The sequence below is a fragment of the Hymenobacter daecheongensis DSM 21074 genome (assembly GCF_900141805.1).
Classification (GTDB): Bacteria; Bacteroidota; Bacteroidia; order Cytophagales; family Hymenobacteraceae; genus Hymenobacter; species Hymenobacter daecheongensis.
The window spans coordinates 1-15,926 of the sequence record NZ_FQYN01000014.1 but is presented as its reverse complement, the minus strand read 5'-3'; the positions used below and the strand labels follow the sequence as shown (position 1 = coordinate 15,926).

At 57.9% G+C, this 15,926-nt stretch carries 20 protein-coding genes; 10 read left to right on the top strand and 10 right to left on the bottom strand.

The genetic code is table 11. From position 1 onward, the window contains the following. The 4 genes from BUB62_RS18550 to BUB62_RS18535 all read left to right on the top strand — a co-directional run. A partial coding sequence (locus tag BUB62_RS18550) for a hypothetical protein (protein ID WP_234988833.1) occupies positions 1-391 on the top strand: 391 nt, incomplete at its 5' end. 6 nt (positions 392-397) lie between these two features. Further along, a complete protein-coding gene (locus tag BUB62_RS18545) occupies positions 398-835 on the top strand; it encodes an antitoxin VbhA family protein (protein ID WP_073112787.1) in 438 nt (145 codons plus the stop codon). 29 nt (positions 836-864) lie between these two features. After that, positions 865-1,092: a hypothetical protein gene (locus BUB62_RS18540; RefSeq protein WP_073112785.1), complete on the top strand. Its 228-nt coding sequence runs from the start codon at positions 865-867 to the stop codon at positions 1,090-1,092. Positions 1,093-1,239: 147 nt separating this feature from the next. Beyond that, positions 1,240-1,446 carry an antitoxin VbhA family protein gene (locus BUB62_RS18535; RefSeq protein ID WP_073112783.1) on the top strand — a complete coding sequence of 69 codons (207 nt, stop codon included), beginning with the start codon at positions 1,240-1,242 and terminating at the stop codon, positions 1,444-1,446. A 188-nt stretch (positions 1,447-1,634) separates the two neighbouring features. Here the strand turns inward: BUB62_RS18535 and BUB62_RS18530 are convergent, their stop codons facing one another. Beyond that, positions 1,635-1,952, bottom strand: coding sequence for a hypothetical protein (locus BUB62_RS18530; protein ID WP_073112782.1), 318 nt, complete (start codon positions 1,950-1,952; stop codon positions 1,635-1,637). A gap of 129 nt (positions 1,953-2,081) precedes the next feature. Here BUB62_RS18530 and BUB62_RS18525 point away from each other — a divergent pair, with 129 nt between their 5' ends. Continuing rightward, a complete protein-coding gene (locus tag BUB62_RS18525; protein WP_073112780.1) occupies positions 2,082-2,834 on the top strand; it encodes a hypothetical protein in 753 nt (250 codons plus the stop codon). 39 nt (positions 2,835-2,873) lie between these two features. On the opposite strand, the gene BUB62_RS18520 is transcribed toward BUB62_RS18525, so the two are convergent. Continuing rightward, positions 2,874-3,389, bottom strand: coding sequence for a hypothetical protein (locus BUB62_RS18520; protein ID WP_073112778.1), 516 nt, complete (start codon positions 3,387-3,389; stop codon positions 2,874-2,876). Between the two features lie 102 nt (positions 3,390-3,491). Continuing rightward, a complete protein-coding gene (locus BUB62_RS18515) occupies positions 3,492-4,100 on the bottom strand; it encodes a hypothetical protein (protein ID WP_143164286.1) in 609 nt (202 codons plus the stop codon). 312 nt (positions 4,101-4,412) lie between these two features. On the opposite strand from BUB62_RS18515, the gene BUB62_RS18510 reads away from it, so the two are divergent. Further along, positions 4,413-4,910: a hypothetical protein gene (locus BUB62_RS18510; RefSeq protein WP_234988831.1), complete on the top strand. Its 498-nt coding sequence runs from the start codon at positions 4,413-4,415 to the stop codon at positions 4,908-4,910. Positions 4,911-4,917: 7 nt separating this feature from the next. On the opposite strand, the gene BUB62_RS18505 is transcribed toward BUB62_RS18510, so the two are convergent. From BUB62_RS18505 to BUB62_RS18475, 7 genes are all read right to left on the bottom strand, one after another. Beyond that, complete coding sequence (locus tag BUB62_RS18505; protein WP_143164285.1) at positions 4,918-5,631, bottom strand: hypothetical protein; 714 nt, start codon at positions 5,629-5,631, stop codon at positions 4,918-4,920. A gap of 87 nt (positions 5,632-5,718) precedes the next feature. Next, positions 5,719-6,198, bottom strand: coding sequence for a hypothetical protein (locus BUB62_RS18500; RefSeq protein WP_143164284.1), 480 nt, complete (start codon positions 6,196-6,198; stop codon positions 5,719-5,721). A 66-nt stretch (positions 6,199-6,264) separates the two neighbouring features. Then, entirely contained in the window at positions 6,265-6,702 is a 438-nt protein-coding gene (locus tag BUB62_RS18495; RefSeq protein ID WP_073112770.1) for a hypothetical protein, read from the bottom strand. 3 nt (positions 6,703-6,705) lie between these two features. Beyond that, entirely contained in the window at positions 6,706-7,590 is an 885-nt protein-coding gene (locus BUB62_RS18490; RefSeq protein ID WP_073112768.1) for an RHS repeat-associated core domain-containing protein, read from the bottom strand. 13 nt (positions 7,591-7,603) lie between these two features. After that, positions 7,604-8,776 carry a hypothetical protein gene (locus BUB62_RS18485; protein ID WP_073112766.1) on the bottom strand — a complete coding sequence of 391 codons (1,173 nt, stop codon included), beginning with the start codon at positions 8,774-8,776 and terminating at the stop codon, positions 7,604-7,606. Between the two features lie 9 nt (positions 8,777-8,785). After that, positions 8,786-10,111, bottom strand: coding sequence for a transglutaminase family protein (locus BUB62_RS18480; protein WP_143164283.1), 1,326 nt, complete (start codon positions 10,109-10,111; stop codon positions 8,786-8,788). Between the two features lie 63 nt (positions 10,112-10,174). Continuing rightward, positions 10,175-11,164, bottom strand: coding sequence for a replication initiation protein (locus BUB62_RS18475; protein ID WP_073112762.1), 990 nt, complete (start codon positions 11,162-11,164; stop codon positions 10,175-10,177). A gap of 525 nt (positions 11,165-11,689) precedes the next feature. Between BUB62_RS18475 and BUB62_RS18470 the strand changes: the two genes are divergently transcribed. The 4 genes from BUB62_RS18470 (at position 11,690) to BUB62_RS18455 (ending at position 15,866) form a co-directional block, all read left to right on the top strand. Further along, entirely contained in the window at positions 11,690-13,543 is a 1,854-nt protein-coding gene (locus tag BUB62_RS18470; protein ID WP_084539206.1) for a type IV secretory system conjugative DNA transfer family protein, read from the top strand. 447 nt (positions 13,544-13,990) lie between these two features. Next, positions 13,991-14,602, top strand: a complete 612-nt coding sequence (locus tag BUB62_RS18465) for a BfmA/BtgA family mobilization protein (protein WP_143164282.1) — start codon at positions 13,991-13,993, stop codon at positions 14,600-14,602. A 2-nt stretch (positions 14,603-14,604) separates the two neighbouring features. Then, positions 14,605-15,552: a DUF5712 family protein gene (locus BUB62_RS18460; protein ID WP_143164281.1), complete on the top strand. Its 948-nt coding sequence runs from the start codon at positions 14,605-14,607 to the stop codon at positions 15,550-15,552. Between the two features lie 122 nt (positions 15,553-15,674). Further along, entirely contained in the window at positions 15,675-15,866 is a 192-nt protein-coding gene (locus tag BUB62_RS18455; RefSeq protein WP_073112754.1) for a hypothetical protein, read from the top strand. The last annotated feature ends 60 nt before the right edge of the window (positions 15,867-15,926 follow it).

Below are 15,926 nucleotides of genomic sequence, written 5' to 3'. Positions count from 1 at the left end.
AGCTGCGCAATACGCCGGCCGCGCCCCAGGGCTAGGCGGGCAGCCCCTACTTTTTGCAATTGTAAAACTGCCGGCCATGACCACCGAAAAGCAGCTCCTTTCAAGCGGTGCGCCCAGCGGCCACCGCACCGACCACTTGCAGCCCGTCATCGACTTTCTGAAGGCCCAGGGCTACGAGCCGGCCACCGGCGACGAGTTCCAGTACAACCGCGACGGGTTGGGCACCTACGGCTTTACCCAGCCGCTCGACGTGGCGCTGTTGCAGGAGCACTTTGATTTCCCGCCCAGCCTGACGCTTTCCCACGGCCAGCTGTTCGACAGCCGCCACTTTCTGCGCATCTGCCAGGACTTCGGCCCGCAGCCGGCGCGCCGCTTTTCCTTTGAGAAATAAGCCCCTATGAGCTACACGCCCTCTTTTTCCGAAAACGAGCAGACCCCCGCGCAGCGGTTGGACACGGTGCAGTTTGCCCTTGGTGTGTCAGCCACGGCGGGCGGGCAAGCGTCGGCCGAATCGGTGCAGCTCTACGAACGCTATATTTTGGGTGAAATTGACCTAGCATACATCGGGGCAGCCGTGCGCGAAATGTACCCGCAGTACCCCAGCAACGACCCTTACGCCAAGTATGCACCGGGCGAAGGCCCCCACGTAGAACCCGCCCCACTCGTGGAAGCAGTGCCTGGCTTTGAGGACAAGGCGGCCGAAGAAGAAGCGCCCGCAGGCCCGGAAGTACCCGCCGCCGTGTGCGTGGCCCAGCTCCGGGCGTTCGTGCAGGAGATAGCCGAGCACCAGGCCACCCAGCCGCCCCGCCAGCGGTACATTCAAATCGACGTGTAACCCCTTTTGCAATTGCAAAACCGCATCCCATGAAAACCGAAGCCGAAATAAACGCCTACGTCGAGGCGCTGGACCGCAAAGACGAGCAGCTAGAAAACGAGGTGGTGCGCCACCAGCAGCTGCACCAGCTCTACCCCGACGCCGGCCACCAGAAAAGCCGGGAGTTGGCCGAGCGGCAGTTGCTGGCCGTGCGGGCGAAAGCCGCCGCGTTGGAGTGGATACTGGAGCCCAGCGGCGACTACATTCCCCAGGACTAGCCACGAGCCGGGGCCACGCCGGCAGAAGGCCGGGGCTTGGTTTTGCAATTGCAAAACCAAGCCCCGGCAGCTTAGGGTAATTTTATCCCCCTGATGCTAGGCCGAGCCCCCGCGAGCGGTTGGCGGTTTTCCCCTATTTGTTTAAGCATGGCAGCAGACGAGCGTTTTGGTCCCGCCGAGCAGACCCCGGCCCAGCGCCAGGCGTTGCTCGATGAAGCGCAGGCGTTGGGCGCCGCGCAGGGCCTGCCCCCGCTGAGCCCGTTCGGCCAGCGGCTTTACCAACGCTACGTCGCGGGGGAGCTGAGCCTGGCCGAGTGCAGCGCGCAGCTGCGCCAACGCTACGACTCGGCGTAAGCGGCCCGGCTATCCCGGCAAAGTACCACGCCGGCAACCGGCCGCGCCGGGCGGCCAAAAGCGTAGTTATTCCGAGGGGCCGCGTATAAGCTACATTATGTTAAGGGACGAAACCCAGACACCCGACCTACTCTTGCGAGGGGGCCGGGTGCCCTTTTGTGCTATTTGAAGCCAGTAGAAAACGGGTGTTACAGCAGGCCGTGCGCTTGCAACCAGGTAAGCGGAATGCCACCCACCACCAGGAACAGGCAGGCCATTACGACGCCAAACTTCCAGCGCCCCCGCGCCGGCAGTGGCCGCGAGGCCACCAGCAGCAGGAAGAACGGGGCCAGGCTCTGCCCGATGCTCGCGCCCTGAGCTAGCATGACCACGGCGGCGCTGGTTGAGACGACGGCGGCCACGCGCACGAGCTGCACTTGCCACTTGGGCAGCGGTTGCACCAGGTAGGCCAGCACGAGGTTCAGCGCGCCCAGCACCAGGCGCAGCAAGAAGTGAAGCGAGGTCATTATCATGGGGACAAGATAAGGCGCTAGCTGGCCGAAAAGCAAACTAGAAAGCGAGTGTTGGTGGATACGCCTTGACAGGTTGTAGCTGCGCATTATTGCTACTTTTATAGCAGCTGCAACTAGTAAGAAATGGGAATTCGTTCTATTGTGTTTGTGGGGCTGCTCGCTTCTGCCCAGTTCGCCGCTGCCCAGTGCATCGACCAGGAGAAGATTACTTACGGGGGGGATTGGGGCTATACCGACTATATCCACCGGTGCCCGATGTATCAGTTTGCCTACGGGGGCACCGAATCCAAGGAATGGGGGGTGTTAAATGACCCGGTTTCCATGTCCCAAGCGCCCGCCATCGTTCTGCAGCTCAAGCGCATGGTCGAGGACAGCATCCGGCGCTATGCCGGTGCAAAATTCTACCAGCAGCTGCACTTCAACGCGGTGGAAATGGTCATGCCGGAGCAGCTCAGCCGCTTCAAAAAAGCAGGTCGCCGGGACGTGACGCTGGAGTATTGCAAGGCCAAGTACTTCTTCTACTACGAGTTCAAACCCGACAGCCTAGCGACGCACCACTACGGGGTGGCCATCGACCGACACAATAAGATAATTAGCCCGTTCACGTTCCCGAAGGCCAGCGAGTACCAGCCCATCGACCTGTCGTTTTCCTACTGCCAGCTGCTGCGCATTGCCGAGCAGGCTCAACCGAACATCAAGCCGGTGGATACCATCCGCATGGAGTATGATAGCAAGGAAAAGCGGTTTTACTGGCTGGTTTCCCAGGAAGTCGTTGACCAGCACGAGGGGATAAACTATTTCAACCAGGTGCTCATCGACGCGGCCGACCTGACGAAGACGCAAACAAGCCGAGGCAAGGTTACTGTTTCTTACTAAGGCGGCTAGGTTACAAGCAACCAGCTGCCAAGCAAGGCGCTATTGCTTTTGACGTTTGAGCACGTATAGCACCCGCACCGAATCAACCCCAGGCAGGGTATTCGGTGGAGTAAAAGGGCCGAAATCAGACGCATCCTGGCGCACGAGCCAGCGGTGGTAGTTTTCAGCTGGCTGCCATCGGGTATAGTACCGGCCTTTACGCGGACGTTCCAGCTTTTCAACGACAATCAGCTGCTTAGTAAACGGGTACAAGCCATTGCCTTGGGTAACAGGAGGTGCCAGCTGGTATCCTCTATGCGACGGGCCGCTATAAAGTGCGGCGAAGTAGATGCCGGGATGACTGAGCAGGTCCTGCAGGGAGAATGTGTCCAGGTGGGCCACCAGCTGCTGCTCCATTATCAGGCGGTGCTCGGCATTCGACACGGGCCTATTTAGCCGAACTAACACCTCGACCGGCTGCTTCAAGTAAACTGGATGCAGGCCCTGGTTCCTTACCCCGGTTTGGGCCCATCCAATTGTGGGCACAAGTAAAAGCAAGCGGAATACGTGGCGCATGGCTCGCAATCAATAGGTTGATGTAAGAATGGGTGCCCAGTTGGCGGGTACGGGGGAGAAAGATGGTAAATGGTGTACGTTCCTGTCCAAAACTATAAGCGACTACCGTCCGGGAAAGATAAATGTGTAGTAGCTGCTCGTGGCTCGTGTTGGCCCGGCAGTGGGCTGCAGCTGGGCACCCTCCAGCGCACGGCGGCACGCCGACTCTTGGGCGGCCGAGGCATTAGTACGGGTGGTTGTCACGGAGTGAATGATGCCGGTTGCGCTGATGCTGAAAGTAAATTCCACGTAGCCGGGTTGCCCGTCGAGCGAGACGACGCGAGGGTGGGTGACGAAGGTCCAGCCACTCTGGCGCAAGCCACTGGTATCGGTGAACATCGGATGCAAGCCACCAGGAAAAAACGGCTCTGCTTTCACGCCCTGTTGACCCCGAAACACTAAACGAAGCGCCGTAGAAGATGAGACGGACCGGCCATCCACTCGCACCGGTCGCCACGCAGGCATCCGGGCCACTACTTGGTCGAGGTGCAGCGCCCGGATTTGCGCATGGGGTTGGTCGGTTAGGTTGTCAATGATTCGACAGCAGACGACCCCGGCCGCGTCCAGGTTGAGGTCTAGAAGCACCATCCCCGTGAGGGCCTGCACCTGAAGCGGCGGCAGCTGCTGGCGGAAGTAGTCAGTCAGGGCCACCCCGCCCAGCTGCTCCGGCACCGTGGCACACTCCAGACAAGTTATTTCTTCAGCACACCCGGCGTACCGAATAAGCCGTTTTTCCGTAATGGCCACCCAGCGCCCTAAACTGGTGTCGGGCGCGCAAACGGAAATAAGCCGTTGCGCCGATGCAATGTGCGGCACCAACAGGGAACAAGCCAGCAAAAAGAAGAAACAGAGTAACGGCATCCAACTGGTTGATAGTAAGTTTATAACAAGGGTAAGGCAAGGGATTGAAAGCGGTAAGATGTGGTGTAAGACCGGCGTTTTTGCCGTATCTATGCGTCATACATCACGTAAGACGTTCCCACCATGCAGCCCGAATCCCGTCTGACAGAAACCCAAAATGGTAAGACAATGACTGAAACAAGTCTTACCGAAACAGAAAATAGTCAGACAACGCTTGAAAACAGTCTTACTGAAACCATTACTAGTAAGACAGGGGGTGAAGTTGATGAAAAAGAGCGTCTTATAGAAGGGAAGACGGGTAAAAAAGGCGGTCGGCCCCCCAAGCCGGTCAGCAGCACGGCCGTTACTTGGTCGGTGCGCGGCGTCGAGCGGGAAACGCGGTCCATTATCGAGAAAGCGGCCGAGCGCGCCGGCAAGAATTTAGGTCAGTACCTCAACGATGACGTGCGCGGCTTCGCCCAGGGCCAGCTAAGCCAGGCCGAGGCCACCGGGCAGGCCCTGGTCAGCCCCCGCGACTTGCAGGTGCAGGTGGAGCAGCTGACCCAGATGGTCGAGGGTATTGCCGCTCGCATGAATGAGCCAGCCCGCAAGAGCTTTTGGCAGCGCGTCTTTGGTAAGTAGCCCCGCGCTAACGCGGGTTATTGACCTGGCTCCGGTAGAAGCGCTGTGGGGTGCTCAGGTCCCACAGTTGGTCAACTACGAGGCTGTCTCGGTCCGCTTTTAAGATTCTAGCCGAACGCCTCTTGTTAAAAGCATCCCGTAGCCAAAGGGTGCGGGTTGGGTAATCCAGCGCGTAGTGGAACCGGTAGATTGTGTCGCCAGCACTGGTAAACACGGCCGATAAGTCGCTAAAGGCCAACGTGCGGTAGAAAATAGCGGTCCCGTTGGCATTTCTCCACCCGCCCTCGACGGGCACCTCATCGGAACTTCCCAGTTTTACGAGCAGCTGCCGGGTATTTCTCTTATCCACCAGGTCAACGGCCGGACCTCCCTGTATGCCAGTGAGGGGCACAATATTGTAGGAGCCATCGGCCAAGGTCGCCGTCGCTTTGCCCGCTGCCTTGTCGTTGGTAAGCAACAGGGTGCCGTGCGAGACGTGCCACCGGAAGTGGCTTAGGGCCTCATCGCCGCCTTCAGTAGTGACGTAGCCGGTGCCATTCGCCTTAAAGGTGATTTCCGGGCAGACGTTGCAGTGGACCGAAACGCTTTTTTTCGTGGTCGTGGTCTTTGAGACGCGGTGAGTGCTCTCGTAGCTCGACGTGGAAACGGTCCACGTCCCAAGTAACAGGGCCGCTGATTCAGTTGCCTGTTTGGCCGGGGCCGGGGATTGGGCATAGGCCAAGTGGGCCCAGCTGCAAGCCAACAACACCAGGGAGTACTTATGTAGTCTATTGCACATGCGAGCAGCTCCGTGCCGGTAGGGGAGGGCCTATTTCAGTTCTTGTAGAGCACCGCTCTTAATCAACGCCTGTTGGTCTGCGTGGCGAAACTTCATGAAGGCCGTGATAGATGATAGGTAGGCTAATTGAGTGCTCTCGGGCAAGGGGTGCTGGTTGAGATAGGAACTGTAATCGGCTAGAATCGTGGCTACATACCCGTTTCGTAGAAACGTCAACTTTCCCTTTGTATTGATGAAAAGCCGCCCCGAATCGTGTGCCCCCCAGGTGAAATAATATATCCCATCCACAAACTGCTTCTGAGTGGGGACAAGAACGTTAAATACGGGAACATACCCGTACTGGCCGCCGAAGGTCTTTAGGCTGATACCATCGTGTTTCTCAATGTACTGCCGTATCTGCACCTTGATATGCTCAGGCATCTTCACCGCATCCTTACCCGCGAAAGCAAAGGTTTGCGCTTGGCAAAACCAAGGGGCCACCATCAGTAATAAAGTAACCGATGCTTTCATCGTGGCAACACATTATGGCAAGCAATGCTTAGAAGGATTAGACCCCTCATTGCTGTGCAGAGGGCATCATTCACCCTGCTCTTGAGTAAATCTTAGGAATGCTGATATAGCAGCCAAATACTCGACCTGAGTATGCTCTGATAGTTTGTTGGCTTTGATATACGCTTGAAAATCTTCCAAAATATCCTTTGTGGAGGTGTTTCTTAACACAGTAACCCCTCCCTTATTGTTAATGAACAGCCTTCCTGAATCATGTACGCTGCAAGTGTAGTAGTAAATCCCATCTGTAAAAGTCTTTTGCGCAGGCTTTAGCACATTATAGACGGGCAAGTGGGTAAATTGCTCGGGTACTACATTGTAACCTTCCTTTTGCTCAACATACTGTTTTAGTTGAAGGAAAATAGGTTTGGGTATGGCTACCTCCACCCGAACCGGCCAGTGGAAATCTTGCCCATTACATGCGTAAGAAGCAATTAGAAAGAATAGCAGAACAATGTTTCTCATGCTTTAGCGTCTACCTTTTCTAATGTCATTTGCAACTTGGCTTTCTACAGCATCAGGCTTTTTTTCACGCACAGTCTCGGTTGGGGTTGGCTTACTGGTTTCTAAAGCTATCTGCTGCTTATCTACACCATGAACTGATTCATGAGAAGCAACGGCTCCAATCGCTTGTTCCATTGTCAACCCCTTTAGGGTTTTATCCTTTGTCTCTCCAGCAGTAGCTTTTTCAATGTTATCCGTGTAGATGCTTATTGCTTTTTGCTCTTTCCCTTCAATGCCACTGTTGGGGTCACGAGGTGGTGTTGTGCTACCTAACACTATTTTTTTTCCTGTTGGTGCCTCTTTATCATTGACATAGAATATAATACCAATATCAGATTTGTTGATAGCATCTATTCTGGCTCTGCCGGTTGGGGTCATAGCCATTGCCTTAACTACTCGGCGAGTATCAGCAGTGGCATTACTACCCAGCGTAACAGACCCATTTTTGTTGATGTGTACGCTAACCGGGTTGCCTTTAGTGTCTATAATTTCGCGCCCATCGGGGTCCATGTACCGCACAGGGTTATTGTTGCCATAGGCGTAAGGACTGATATACATGAATTTTTCGGCCAGTGGGTCGGGGCTCATCCAGCGGCTTGTAATATCAGGTTTGGCGTGACCCACCAGCGAATCGGGCGGCAGCAGATAGGCCACGCGGCGCAGGCGCGTATCGTACACCACCGAACCAATGCGGCGCAGACTGTCATTCGTAAAAAACTCCTGAAACCGGCCGTTGCTGAGCGTGGCGACTTTCACTTTGACCCCGTACCGCTCGAATGGCTGTTGGGCGTGAACGGGGCGGCCGAGGCCCAGGGCCAGCAACAGCGAAAAAGCGTAGAGGTAGCGCATAAGCAGTTAGTGTTTAGGGTTTTTTCAAGTATTTCTGTTTTTCGTCGTTCACTGAACGGAGCCAGTCGGCGTACATCTGCGGGGGCATTTCGCGGTAGCCGGTATCAAAGATGCGCGTATAGGCTGCTTCCATTGCAGCGTACACCTGTTGGGCTTCCGGCGTCGCGGTCTGCCGCTCGAATTTATGGCGTAAGCTTTCGGCTTGCAGCAGTTGCGCGTTGATGTAATGGGGGAAGTGCTGCAAGGCAAGCGCCGCGCATTTGCTCACAAATGGCTCGGCGGCCACCCGACCCACCTTGCGTTCGTAACCTTTGGCCAGGTCCACGAGGCAGAGCACCACGTTTTGCTTGGCCGTGAGCGTGTCCATGTAGATGCCACTGATGATAGTTTCACGACTGATGTAACCCGACGCCGTGAGCCAGGCATCAATGGGAAAGGTATAGCTGGTTAGCTCCGTGTTGTACCAGCCATCTTTCTTATTGTGCTGCTTGAGATAGACATGGTTGGGGGCTAGGCTCAGCCAGGTTTGTGCGCCGGTTTCGTCGGCCAGGATTTTGTAGAGGTAGGGTAGCGAGTGGCAATTGCCCTTGTGTGTAACTAGTAGCTTGCTGACAAACATTTTGCGCCAGTCGGCGTCCCCATCGAAGTCTTCGAAATCGTACCGAAAGGGTGGAAGCGTGTTGCCTTTGCGTAAACGAGTGCTATCCTTCATCATGAGGAAAATAGCGGCGTTGCGGGCCACGTTCTCCTTGTCGTCGCGGTCGTAGAGAAAATAGGAGTTGTTAGTCTCTTTCAGAAGGCGGCACACGGTAGCTAACCCCATGATTTGCTGGCTGAATTCCTCGTAGCTCAGACAGTTGTCGAAGTAGGCGTTTTCGGTGACGAACACAGCTCGCTTAAAACTGAGCGGGTAACGCTCATCGAGCATCTTGGCTAGCTCTTGGTAGGCCGGTTCGTAGAAGTCGGCCGCCGTTGGGGCCACAGGCACAGCCGGAGCGGCTGGCTGGATGGGTATACCCGCGAGCTGCCCCGGCAGTGGTGCAGCAGGCCGGCTCGTTACCGGGGCAAGGTGATAGGCTGGTACGCGCAGGGCCAGCGGCTCAATGGGCACCAGCACCCGCCGCGAACATCCCACGCCGAGTATGAGCAGGGCCAGGCACCAGAGCAGCAGGTAAGGGTGTTTCATTAGGGCAGGTTATTTAGCGGCAGTGGGGGCGAAGCGGGCCGCGGCCTGCTGGCTGGCCAGGCGCGCCTTTTCTTGTTCCAGGGCGTTAAGCCAGCGGTCGTATTGCTCTTTGGGCATTTCCTCAAACCCGACTTCGGCCAGGGCGCGGTTCCAGCGTTCCACCTCAGCCATATAGGGCTGCAATTGGGGCAGGGTGCGGGCCACTGCCGGCGAAGGCTGGCCAGCCGCTTTCCAGGGCTTGACGAAGCGGGCCAGGGCCACGTTGTGGGCCAGAATCCGCGCCTGCATCCCTTGCGGATAGTATTTCAGGGCCAGGTCGGCGCATTTCTTCACAAACTCGTCGTAGCCGTAGTAGTGCTCGTAGCCGCTGGCCAGGTCCACGAGCTGGCAGGCCAGGTTCTCGCGTAGGGTGAGCGTGTCCAAGTAGGTGCGCTGCTTCAGGGCCCCGGCCTTGATGTAACCGGAACTCATGTAAAAGGCATCGGTGGTGAAGTGCCCGTTGGTCGTTTCGTAGCGGTAAAGGCCCCCCCGCGCATCCTTGACCGAGATAAACGTGTGGTTGGGGGCCATACTGATGTACGTTTTCACCCCCAGCCGGTCGGCCAGCATCTTGTAGAGCAAGGGCAGCGAATGACACTGCCCGGTATTGGTGCGAAGAAGTTTGGTAACGAACATCTTGCGGTAATCCTGTTCGCCCCGGAAGTCCTCGAAATCGTAGCGATAGGGCAGGTGCCGCGATACGACCTTGCCGGCGTAGCTCACCTGCACGGTGTCGGTCATCAAGCGGTGCAGGGCCATAAAGCGGGCGGTCGGGCTGGTGTCGGTGCCGGCTAAGCCCCGGCAGACGGTGGCCAACTCGTCCAGCTCCGCCTTGAAGGCGGCGTAGCTCAGCTCGCCGGCCGCGTAGCTGTTCTCGACCACGAACACGGCCAGCGGCAAACTGGCCGGGCGCTTTCCGGCCAGCATTTCGGCCAGCACCTGGTAGCCGGCCTCGTATTGGGGCTTGTTGCGAGCCTCGAATTGGGCGTTAAATTCGGCTTGTTCGCGGCGCTGGCGCTCGATTTGGGCAATGTCTTGCCGGGCTTCGTCCAGGAGCTGGTCGCGTTGGGCCTGCTGCGCATTGTAGCGTTCCACCTCGTCCATCGCCGCCTGATTCTGCGCACGGGTGCGGGCCTGCTGGCCTTCCATCAAGTTGCCCGGCGTGGGAATGCGCGGCCCTTGCGGCTTAGGCACCCCTAAGTCGGTGTTGGGCATTTGCCACGTCTGCGCGGGTGCAGCAGAAGCCAGGCCCAGCACCAACAGTAAACAGACGAGCGAGGATAACGGGTAGCGCATTCAGGAGAAGCTAGGCCCGTCAAAAATACTGGTCCTGCCTGTAATTCCTAGCCGGAGAGCTAATTAGCGCGCTTTGGCAGGTTTGTCGAACAGAGGCCCATTGCTGGCTTTACCGCCAGCTTTCTTAAGCCCTAGCATGGTGAGCAGCAGGCCAGAATGCGAATGGACTTTATCGTGTTTATTCGTTTTCAGGTCGTAGGCAAACTTAATGCAGACGGCAACGTGCGCAGGACTGGCTAGAATCTGGTCCACGAGGGCCGGCGTCTTGATGTTAAGCTGGTCAAGCAGAAGGCGGGCTTTCTCCGCCAGCTGCTCGGGCTGGCCGGGGGCCTCATCGGATAGCACTCCGAAGGCCAGCGGCAGCGCCACCGCTTGCGACTTGACCGTGAAAACGATGTTTTTAAAGGCCCGGCCCACTTTTTCGAGCTTATAGCCAATTAGCAAATCTGTTTTTTCATTGATTTGCTTAACGGCCACGTCGAGCACTTTCTTCTTAAACATAGCCAAATCGGTGTATTCTTCCCGGCCCTTATCGTTGGCCAGGCCCAGGGTTTTCTTTAGGTCGATGAGAGCCGTTTTTTTGGTTTCGCCCTTATCCTTCCACTGGCTGCAAATCTGATAAACCCGCTTGGCGTGTTTGCTGGTTAGGCTCAGAGCCGCTTGCACCTGAAAAGAAGTAAAGTTGTTTTTAAGGTCGAACAGGTATTGAGTAGCGTACTCGTTAAATTCCAGCTCAATAATTCCGGTCCCCAGGATGTAATCAATCCGCTTGAATAAGACGAGCTGCCGGAACACTTCGCGGCCGTTGTGCAGCGTGTTTATTTCGTGGACCCGGCCCATCATTTCCTTGGTGGATTCGCGCAGCTGCTTGTAGTTGTACTGGTGGCCCGTTGCTTTCTCCATTTCGGGGACCGTTATCTGATACACAGCGTCCGGGGCATCTTTCCGCAGCTTCGAGAGCAGCACCAAGAAGATATTGGCTTGCGTCTCGGTGTACTCATACCGGGCATTGGTCAGCGCGTTGTGTTGGCGTACTTCCAGCTCAGAGGTCATAGATAGGGGCTTGGTTACAAGGGCAAAAGTAGCCAAACCCAACTAATCCGGCAAACAGTTGGTTTCAATGGTTGGCACTCACTTATAAAAGGTTGGGGTTTGACTTATAAAAGGTTGGGTTTCGAGGGTATTCTGACTTATAAAAGGTTGGGTTTCGCTTATAAAAGGTATGCTCTACACTTATAAAAGGTTGGGTTTCGAGGGTATAAGATATTGTCATCCAATAAGTTGCGAGCCTCTCAAATAGCAAATAGAGTACAAATAAAAAATACACAATTGTGCTTCGCGTGAGAAAAGGCATTTAGGGCTCGTTGAGGCGGCCGGCCGGCGCGAGCGGCGCAGCCCAAGCAAAAACAGCAAGTCCTAGAAGCCAGTAATTTGCGCGCATTTTATAAACTCTATGTAATTGGTAATCAATGGTATAAACGCCCATTGTTGAGCTTATTTGTGCGACCTTGTACCCCGGTTTCAGGCTAATTTTAGGCCCCTGCCGTACCGTAGCGCCGGAGCATTTACCTTGCCGGCATGACAACGATTTTCTACTGGTTAGGCCAACTCGTCGGGGCCTTGGTTTACGCCGCTATTGCCCAACTCGCGGCCCGGCTGCTGCACCGGACGCTGCCCCAGGTGTCGCGGGGCTTGTACCGGGTGGTTGGCTTGCGGGAGGCCCCGGACGACTGGCTGGTGTCCTTTGTGCGCTTCGCGGGCCTGTTTCTGCTGGCCACCGTCGCAGGCAGTTTTCTAGGGGTAAGCGGGCTGGCCACTTGGCTTGTGCTGGCCTGGTTGGGCTTCAACGTGTACCGCAGCGTTTCCGGCCCCCAGGAAGCAGCCACGGCCGCAGGGGAAGCCCAGGCCCTCACGTTCACCCTACGCACTACCAGCGGCCCGAACGTGCGCTTAGGGAACCCCTTCCGGGGCACCTTCATAGCCGGCGGCGCGGGCAGCGGCAAGAGCAAGTCGATTATTGAGCCCATTTTGCAGCAGGCCGGCGCGTTGGGCCTAACGGGGGTAGTCTATGACTTCAAATTCCCCACGCTGGCCGAGGAAGTCGCCGGCAGCTACGCGGGCAGCACGGTAACGCCCTATTTCGTCAACTTTACCGACCTGAGCCGGAGCCACCGGGTAAACCCGCTGGCCACCGAACTGCTGGCCACCGCCAGCTTTGCCCGCGAGGCGGCGGCCACCATCATTACCAACCTCGACGCCAAGGCCGCGCAGCAGCGCAATTTCTGGATTCAGTCGGGCGAGGTGCTGCTGGCCGGCTGCATCTGGTACTTGCGCCGCAACTACCCCGCGCAGTGCAGCTTGCCCGCCGCCGTGAGCATGATACTGGAGAGCGACGCCGAGCAGCTGCTGGCCACCTTGCAGCAAGACGAGGAAGTGCGCGGCCTGATTGCCTCGATTGCCAGCGCCAGCAAATCGGAAAACACCATAGCCGGGGTGTTCTCGACCATTCAAAACTACCTGGCCGTGCTCAACACGCCGGAGATTTTTTGGGTGATGAGCGGCGACCAGGTGCCGCTTGACCTGAACCTGGCCGCCACGCCGGGCGTGTTGGTGGTGGGCAACGACCCGGCCCTGAGCACGACCTTTTCCCCGCTCATTTCCCTCATCGTAGCCACGGCCATTAAGCGGCTCAACCAGCAGGGGCGCTTGCCGAGCCTGGTGCTGCTCGACGAAGCGCCGACGCTGTTCATTCCCAACTTTGCCCAGATTCCGGCCACGGCCCGCAGCAACAAAGTAGCTACGGTGTACGCCGTGCAGGACGTGGCCCAGATGGAGGCCCTGACAAGTCGGCAGGAATCGGAGATGATTTTGGCCAACCTTGGAAACCAGTTTTGGGGCCGCACCACCAACACGGCCACGGCCGAGCGGGTGAGCAAAATGTTCGGCAAAATCGACAAGCAGTACCGCTCCAAAACCGAGGGCAGCAGCGCAACCAACGAGTGGAATTTGCTGAAGCCGACGACGCGCACGAGCAACACCAGCGAGTCGGTGAGCATCCAGCAGCGCGACAAGTTGGAGGCCCAGCAGGTGATGCGGTTTGGGGTGGGCGAGTTCGCGGGCCTGGTGGTGGAGAGCCCCCGCCCGGAGTTCCGCGCCACGTTCCGAGCGGAGCCCAGCAAGGCCGTGAAAATTGCCCCGTTCCAGGACGCCAGCCCGGCCGAGGTAGCCCAGAATTTCGGGGCCATCAAAGCGCAGGTGCGGGCCATCGTGGGCGGGGAACACGCCGCGCAGGAGCCGAAATATTTTGCAATTGCAAAAACTGATACACCCCCGGAACAGCCCGATGATTTTGCAATTGCAAAACCAACTACCACGGAGCAGGCCCCCATCAGCACGACAACGGAAGAGGAAACCGACCCGAGCAAATGGTAAAAAGCCGGTCTAATGGGGACTGATAAAACCTCCTAGTTCGACTTATAAAACCTCGTAGTTAGCCGGAAAGGAAAGCTATTATAAGCCAACCAGCCGACTTGAAAGAAGCCGGTTTAACCAGCTTGCAGGGGAAGAGAGGCCGTGTTACCTTGTTACTTTGTTACACGGCAGCCGGTCCTTTTCTTCCCTCTTGTTCACTGACAAAACCTATCACTTCGCCGGACCCAGGGTAAACAGGCGGCGCGGGAGTACCCTAACGATTTCGTTCTGCTAAGAAGCGAGCAGGAACGCTATTCCGGTCGGCTTCGCCGCCCTCCATACCGTTCCGCTCGCCAGTAAATTGCTGACTGACTGATGGTTAAAAATTAACAAAAGGGAAAGAAAACATGCGGATTGCACTTTTCGTATGATAACTAACTGATTATCAAATAAAATTTGCAGGTAAACATGGGTGCAAGGCTCAAGACGATTAATGCCGACGAGGCCGCTTACGAGGGCTTCCGGCAACTGGCGAAGGAGTACAAGCTGACCAGTCCCGAGCTGGTGGCCACGATGGTGCAGTATTTCCGCGTGACCAAGGCCGACCCCACGCAGCCCACCGGCCCGGACCTGACTACGCTACTGGCCAAGCTCGGCGGCAAGCTCGACGCACTGGACAAGCGCACCATTGGATTTATCCGGGAGCAGGAGAAGCAGTACCTAAAGCCGATTCTGGCCGAGGTGCAGGCCCACAAGGTGCTGAGTGCGCCGGCCGCGAGTGCCCCGGCCGAGCTGAGCGACGCCCAGGTGCAGGAGCTGCGGCAGTGGCTAGAGCTGGTGCTGTTGCGGGGGCTTCAACCTATTGCCCTGACCAAAACCTTCCAAGCGAAGGCCCCGGCCCCGGTGGCGAAAGACCCCCAATTAGAGCCGGTGAAGAAGGCGCTGCTGGCCGTGTTGCGGCAGGCGTTGGTCCCGGAAATTCTCACGGCGGCGCTGAACCCGACGCCGGCAGCCCCCGCTTCCGGGGCCGCGCCAGCCCCGGCCAGTGCGCCCGTTTCACCCCCCAGCCAGCCCGCGTAATGGTGGCCAAGATACCCAGCTCCGGGGCGGGCCTGTCCCAACGGTCGGGCAGCTGCGAGGGCTTAGTGGCCTACTTGGAAAAGGAGGTGCAAGGGCAGTGGTTCGGCCTCGACCGCGAGGACGTACCGGCCGCTGAGGTAGTGGCCACGCTCGACCGCAACAAGCGCAACCTGAACCGCGACGCCGACAAGTATTACCAGGTGGTGCTTGCCCCCAGCCAGGCCGAGCTACGCCATATTGGCAGCGACCCGGAGAAGCTGCGCGCCTACACGCGGGCAGCGATGGAGCAGTACGCGGCCAATTTTGGGAAGGACATCGAGGGCCGCGACCTGGTGTACTTCGCCAAGGTGGAGCACGAGCGCAGCACCGGCCCGGCCGACCGGGCGGTGCAGGTGGGCGACGTGGCCAGGGGCCAGGCGAAGGAGGGGCCGCAGGCCCACGTTCACGTCATCGTCAGCCGGACGGAGAACTTAGCCCGCTACACCGAGCGCAAGAAGTCCGGCGAGCTGGACCGCAAAAACCCGTTTCACCTCAGCCCGCTCACCAACCACAAGGACACGCAGCGCGGGGTGGTGCAGGGCGGGTTTGAGCGCAAGCAGTTTTCGGAGCGGGTAGAGCAGGCATTCGACCAGGCATTTGCTTACGAGCGGCCCCTGACCGAAACCTTCCGCTATGCCCACACCATGAAGCACGGCACCCCGGAGCAGTGCGCGGCCCTACGGGTGCAGGCCATCCAGGAGCAGCAGGCCGCGCAGCAGCGCCAGGCGGTGCAGCAAGTGGCCGCGCAGCCGTCGGTGGCCACCGAGCAGCGCCCGCCGCTGGCCGTGCCAGCCCCCGCCCAGGCGCAGCAGCCCGCCGTGCAGCCGGAGCCGCCCCGCCCGCAGCTCCCGCCCGCAGTGGAACAGGCCCCAGCTCCCAAGAAAGACCGCACCCAGGGCCCAAAAATGTGAGCTGAGCGGCGCGAGAGCAGCGTATTCGGCGGCCAGGTAGGGACGGGTAGCAAATACGCGACTCTCGCGGCCTTAAAACCGCGTTTTTGAGGTAATACGGCCGTTTTTTCGTATCTTGTGGCATGGAAAATCAAGCTAAAATCAACGCCGCAACCGACGAGCTGGCCGTGTTAGAATTCGAGATTGACGCGCTGCAAAGTGCCCACGGCTTGCCGGTGGACGAGGACGACCTAGCGGCCAAGCAGCGGCGAGCCCTTGCGCTATACGCCGAGCTAAAGCAGCTGCGCAATACGCCGGCCGCGCCCCAGGGCTAGGCGGGCAGCCCCTACTTTTTGCAATTGTAAAACTGCCGGCCATGACCACCGAAAAGCAGC

Coding starts and splice junctions, on each gene's coding strand:
- BUB62_RS18545 (WP_073112787.1), top strand. CDS start 398: ATGAGCTACACGCCCTCTTTTTCCGAAAACGAGCAGACCCCCGCGCAG.
- BUB62_RS18540 (WP_073112785.1), top strand. CDS start 865: ATGAAAACCGAAGCCGAAATAAACGCCTACGTCGAGGCGCTGGACCGC.
- BUB62_RS18535 (WP_073112783.1), top strand. CDS start 1,240: ATGGCAGCAGACGAGCGTTTTGGTCCCGCCGAGCAGACCCCGGCCCAG.
- BUB62_RS18530 (WP_073112782.1), bottom strand. CDS start 1,952: ATGACCTCGCTTCACTTCTTGCTGCGCCTGGTGCTGGGCGCGCTGAAC.
- BUB62_RS18525 (WP_073112780.1), top strand. CDS start 2,082: ATGGGAATTCGTTCTATTGTGTTTGTGGGGCTGCTCGCTTCTGCCCAG.
- BUB62_RS18520 (WP_073112778.1), bottom strand. CDS start 3,389: ATGCGCCACGTATTCCGCTTGCTTTTACTTGTGCCCACAATTGGATGG.
- BUB62_RS18510 (WP_234988831.1), top strand. CDS start 4,413: ATGCAGCCCGAATCCCGTCTGACAGAAACCCAAAATGGTAAGACAATG.
- BUB62_RS18500 (WP_143164284.1), bottom strand. CDS start 6,198: ATGAAAGCATCGGTTACTTTATTACTGATGGTGGCCCCTTGGTTTTGC.
- BUB62_RS18495 (WP_073112770.1), bottom strand. CDS start 6,702: ATGAGAAACATTGTTCTGCTATTCTTTCTAATTGCTTCTTACGCATGT.
- BUB62_RS18490 (WP_073112768.1), bottom strand. CDS start 7,590: ATGCGCTACCTCTACGCTTTTTCGCTGTTGCTGGCCCTGGGCCTCGGC.
- BUB62_RS18485 (WP_073112766.1), bottom strand. CDS start 8,776: ATGAAACACCCTTACCTGCTGCTCTGGTGCCTGGCCCTGCTCATACTC.
- BUB62_RS18480 (WP_143164283.1), bottom strand. CDS start 10,111: ATGCGCTACCCGTTATCCTCGCTCGTCTGTTTACTGTTGGTGCTGGGC.
- BUB62_RS18475 (WP_073112762.1), bottom strand. CDS start 11,164: ATGACCTCTGAGCTGGAAGTACGCCAACACAACGCGCTGACCAATGCC.
- BUB62_RS18470 (WP_084539206.1), top strand. CDS start 11,690: ATGACAACGATTTTCTACTGGTTAGGCCAACTCGTCGGGGCCTTGGTT.
- BUB62_RS18465 (WP_143164282.1), top strand. CDS start 13,991: ATGGGTGCAAGGCTCAAGACGATTAATGCCGACGAGGCCGCTTACGAG.
- BUB62_RS18455 (WP_073112754.1), top strand. CDS start 15,675: ATGGAAAATCAAGCTAAAATCAACGCCGCAACCGACGAGCTGGCCGTG.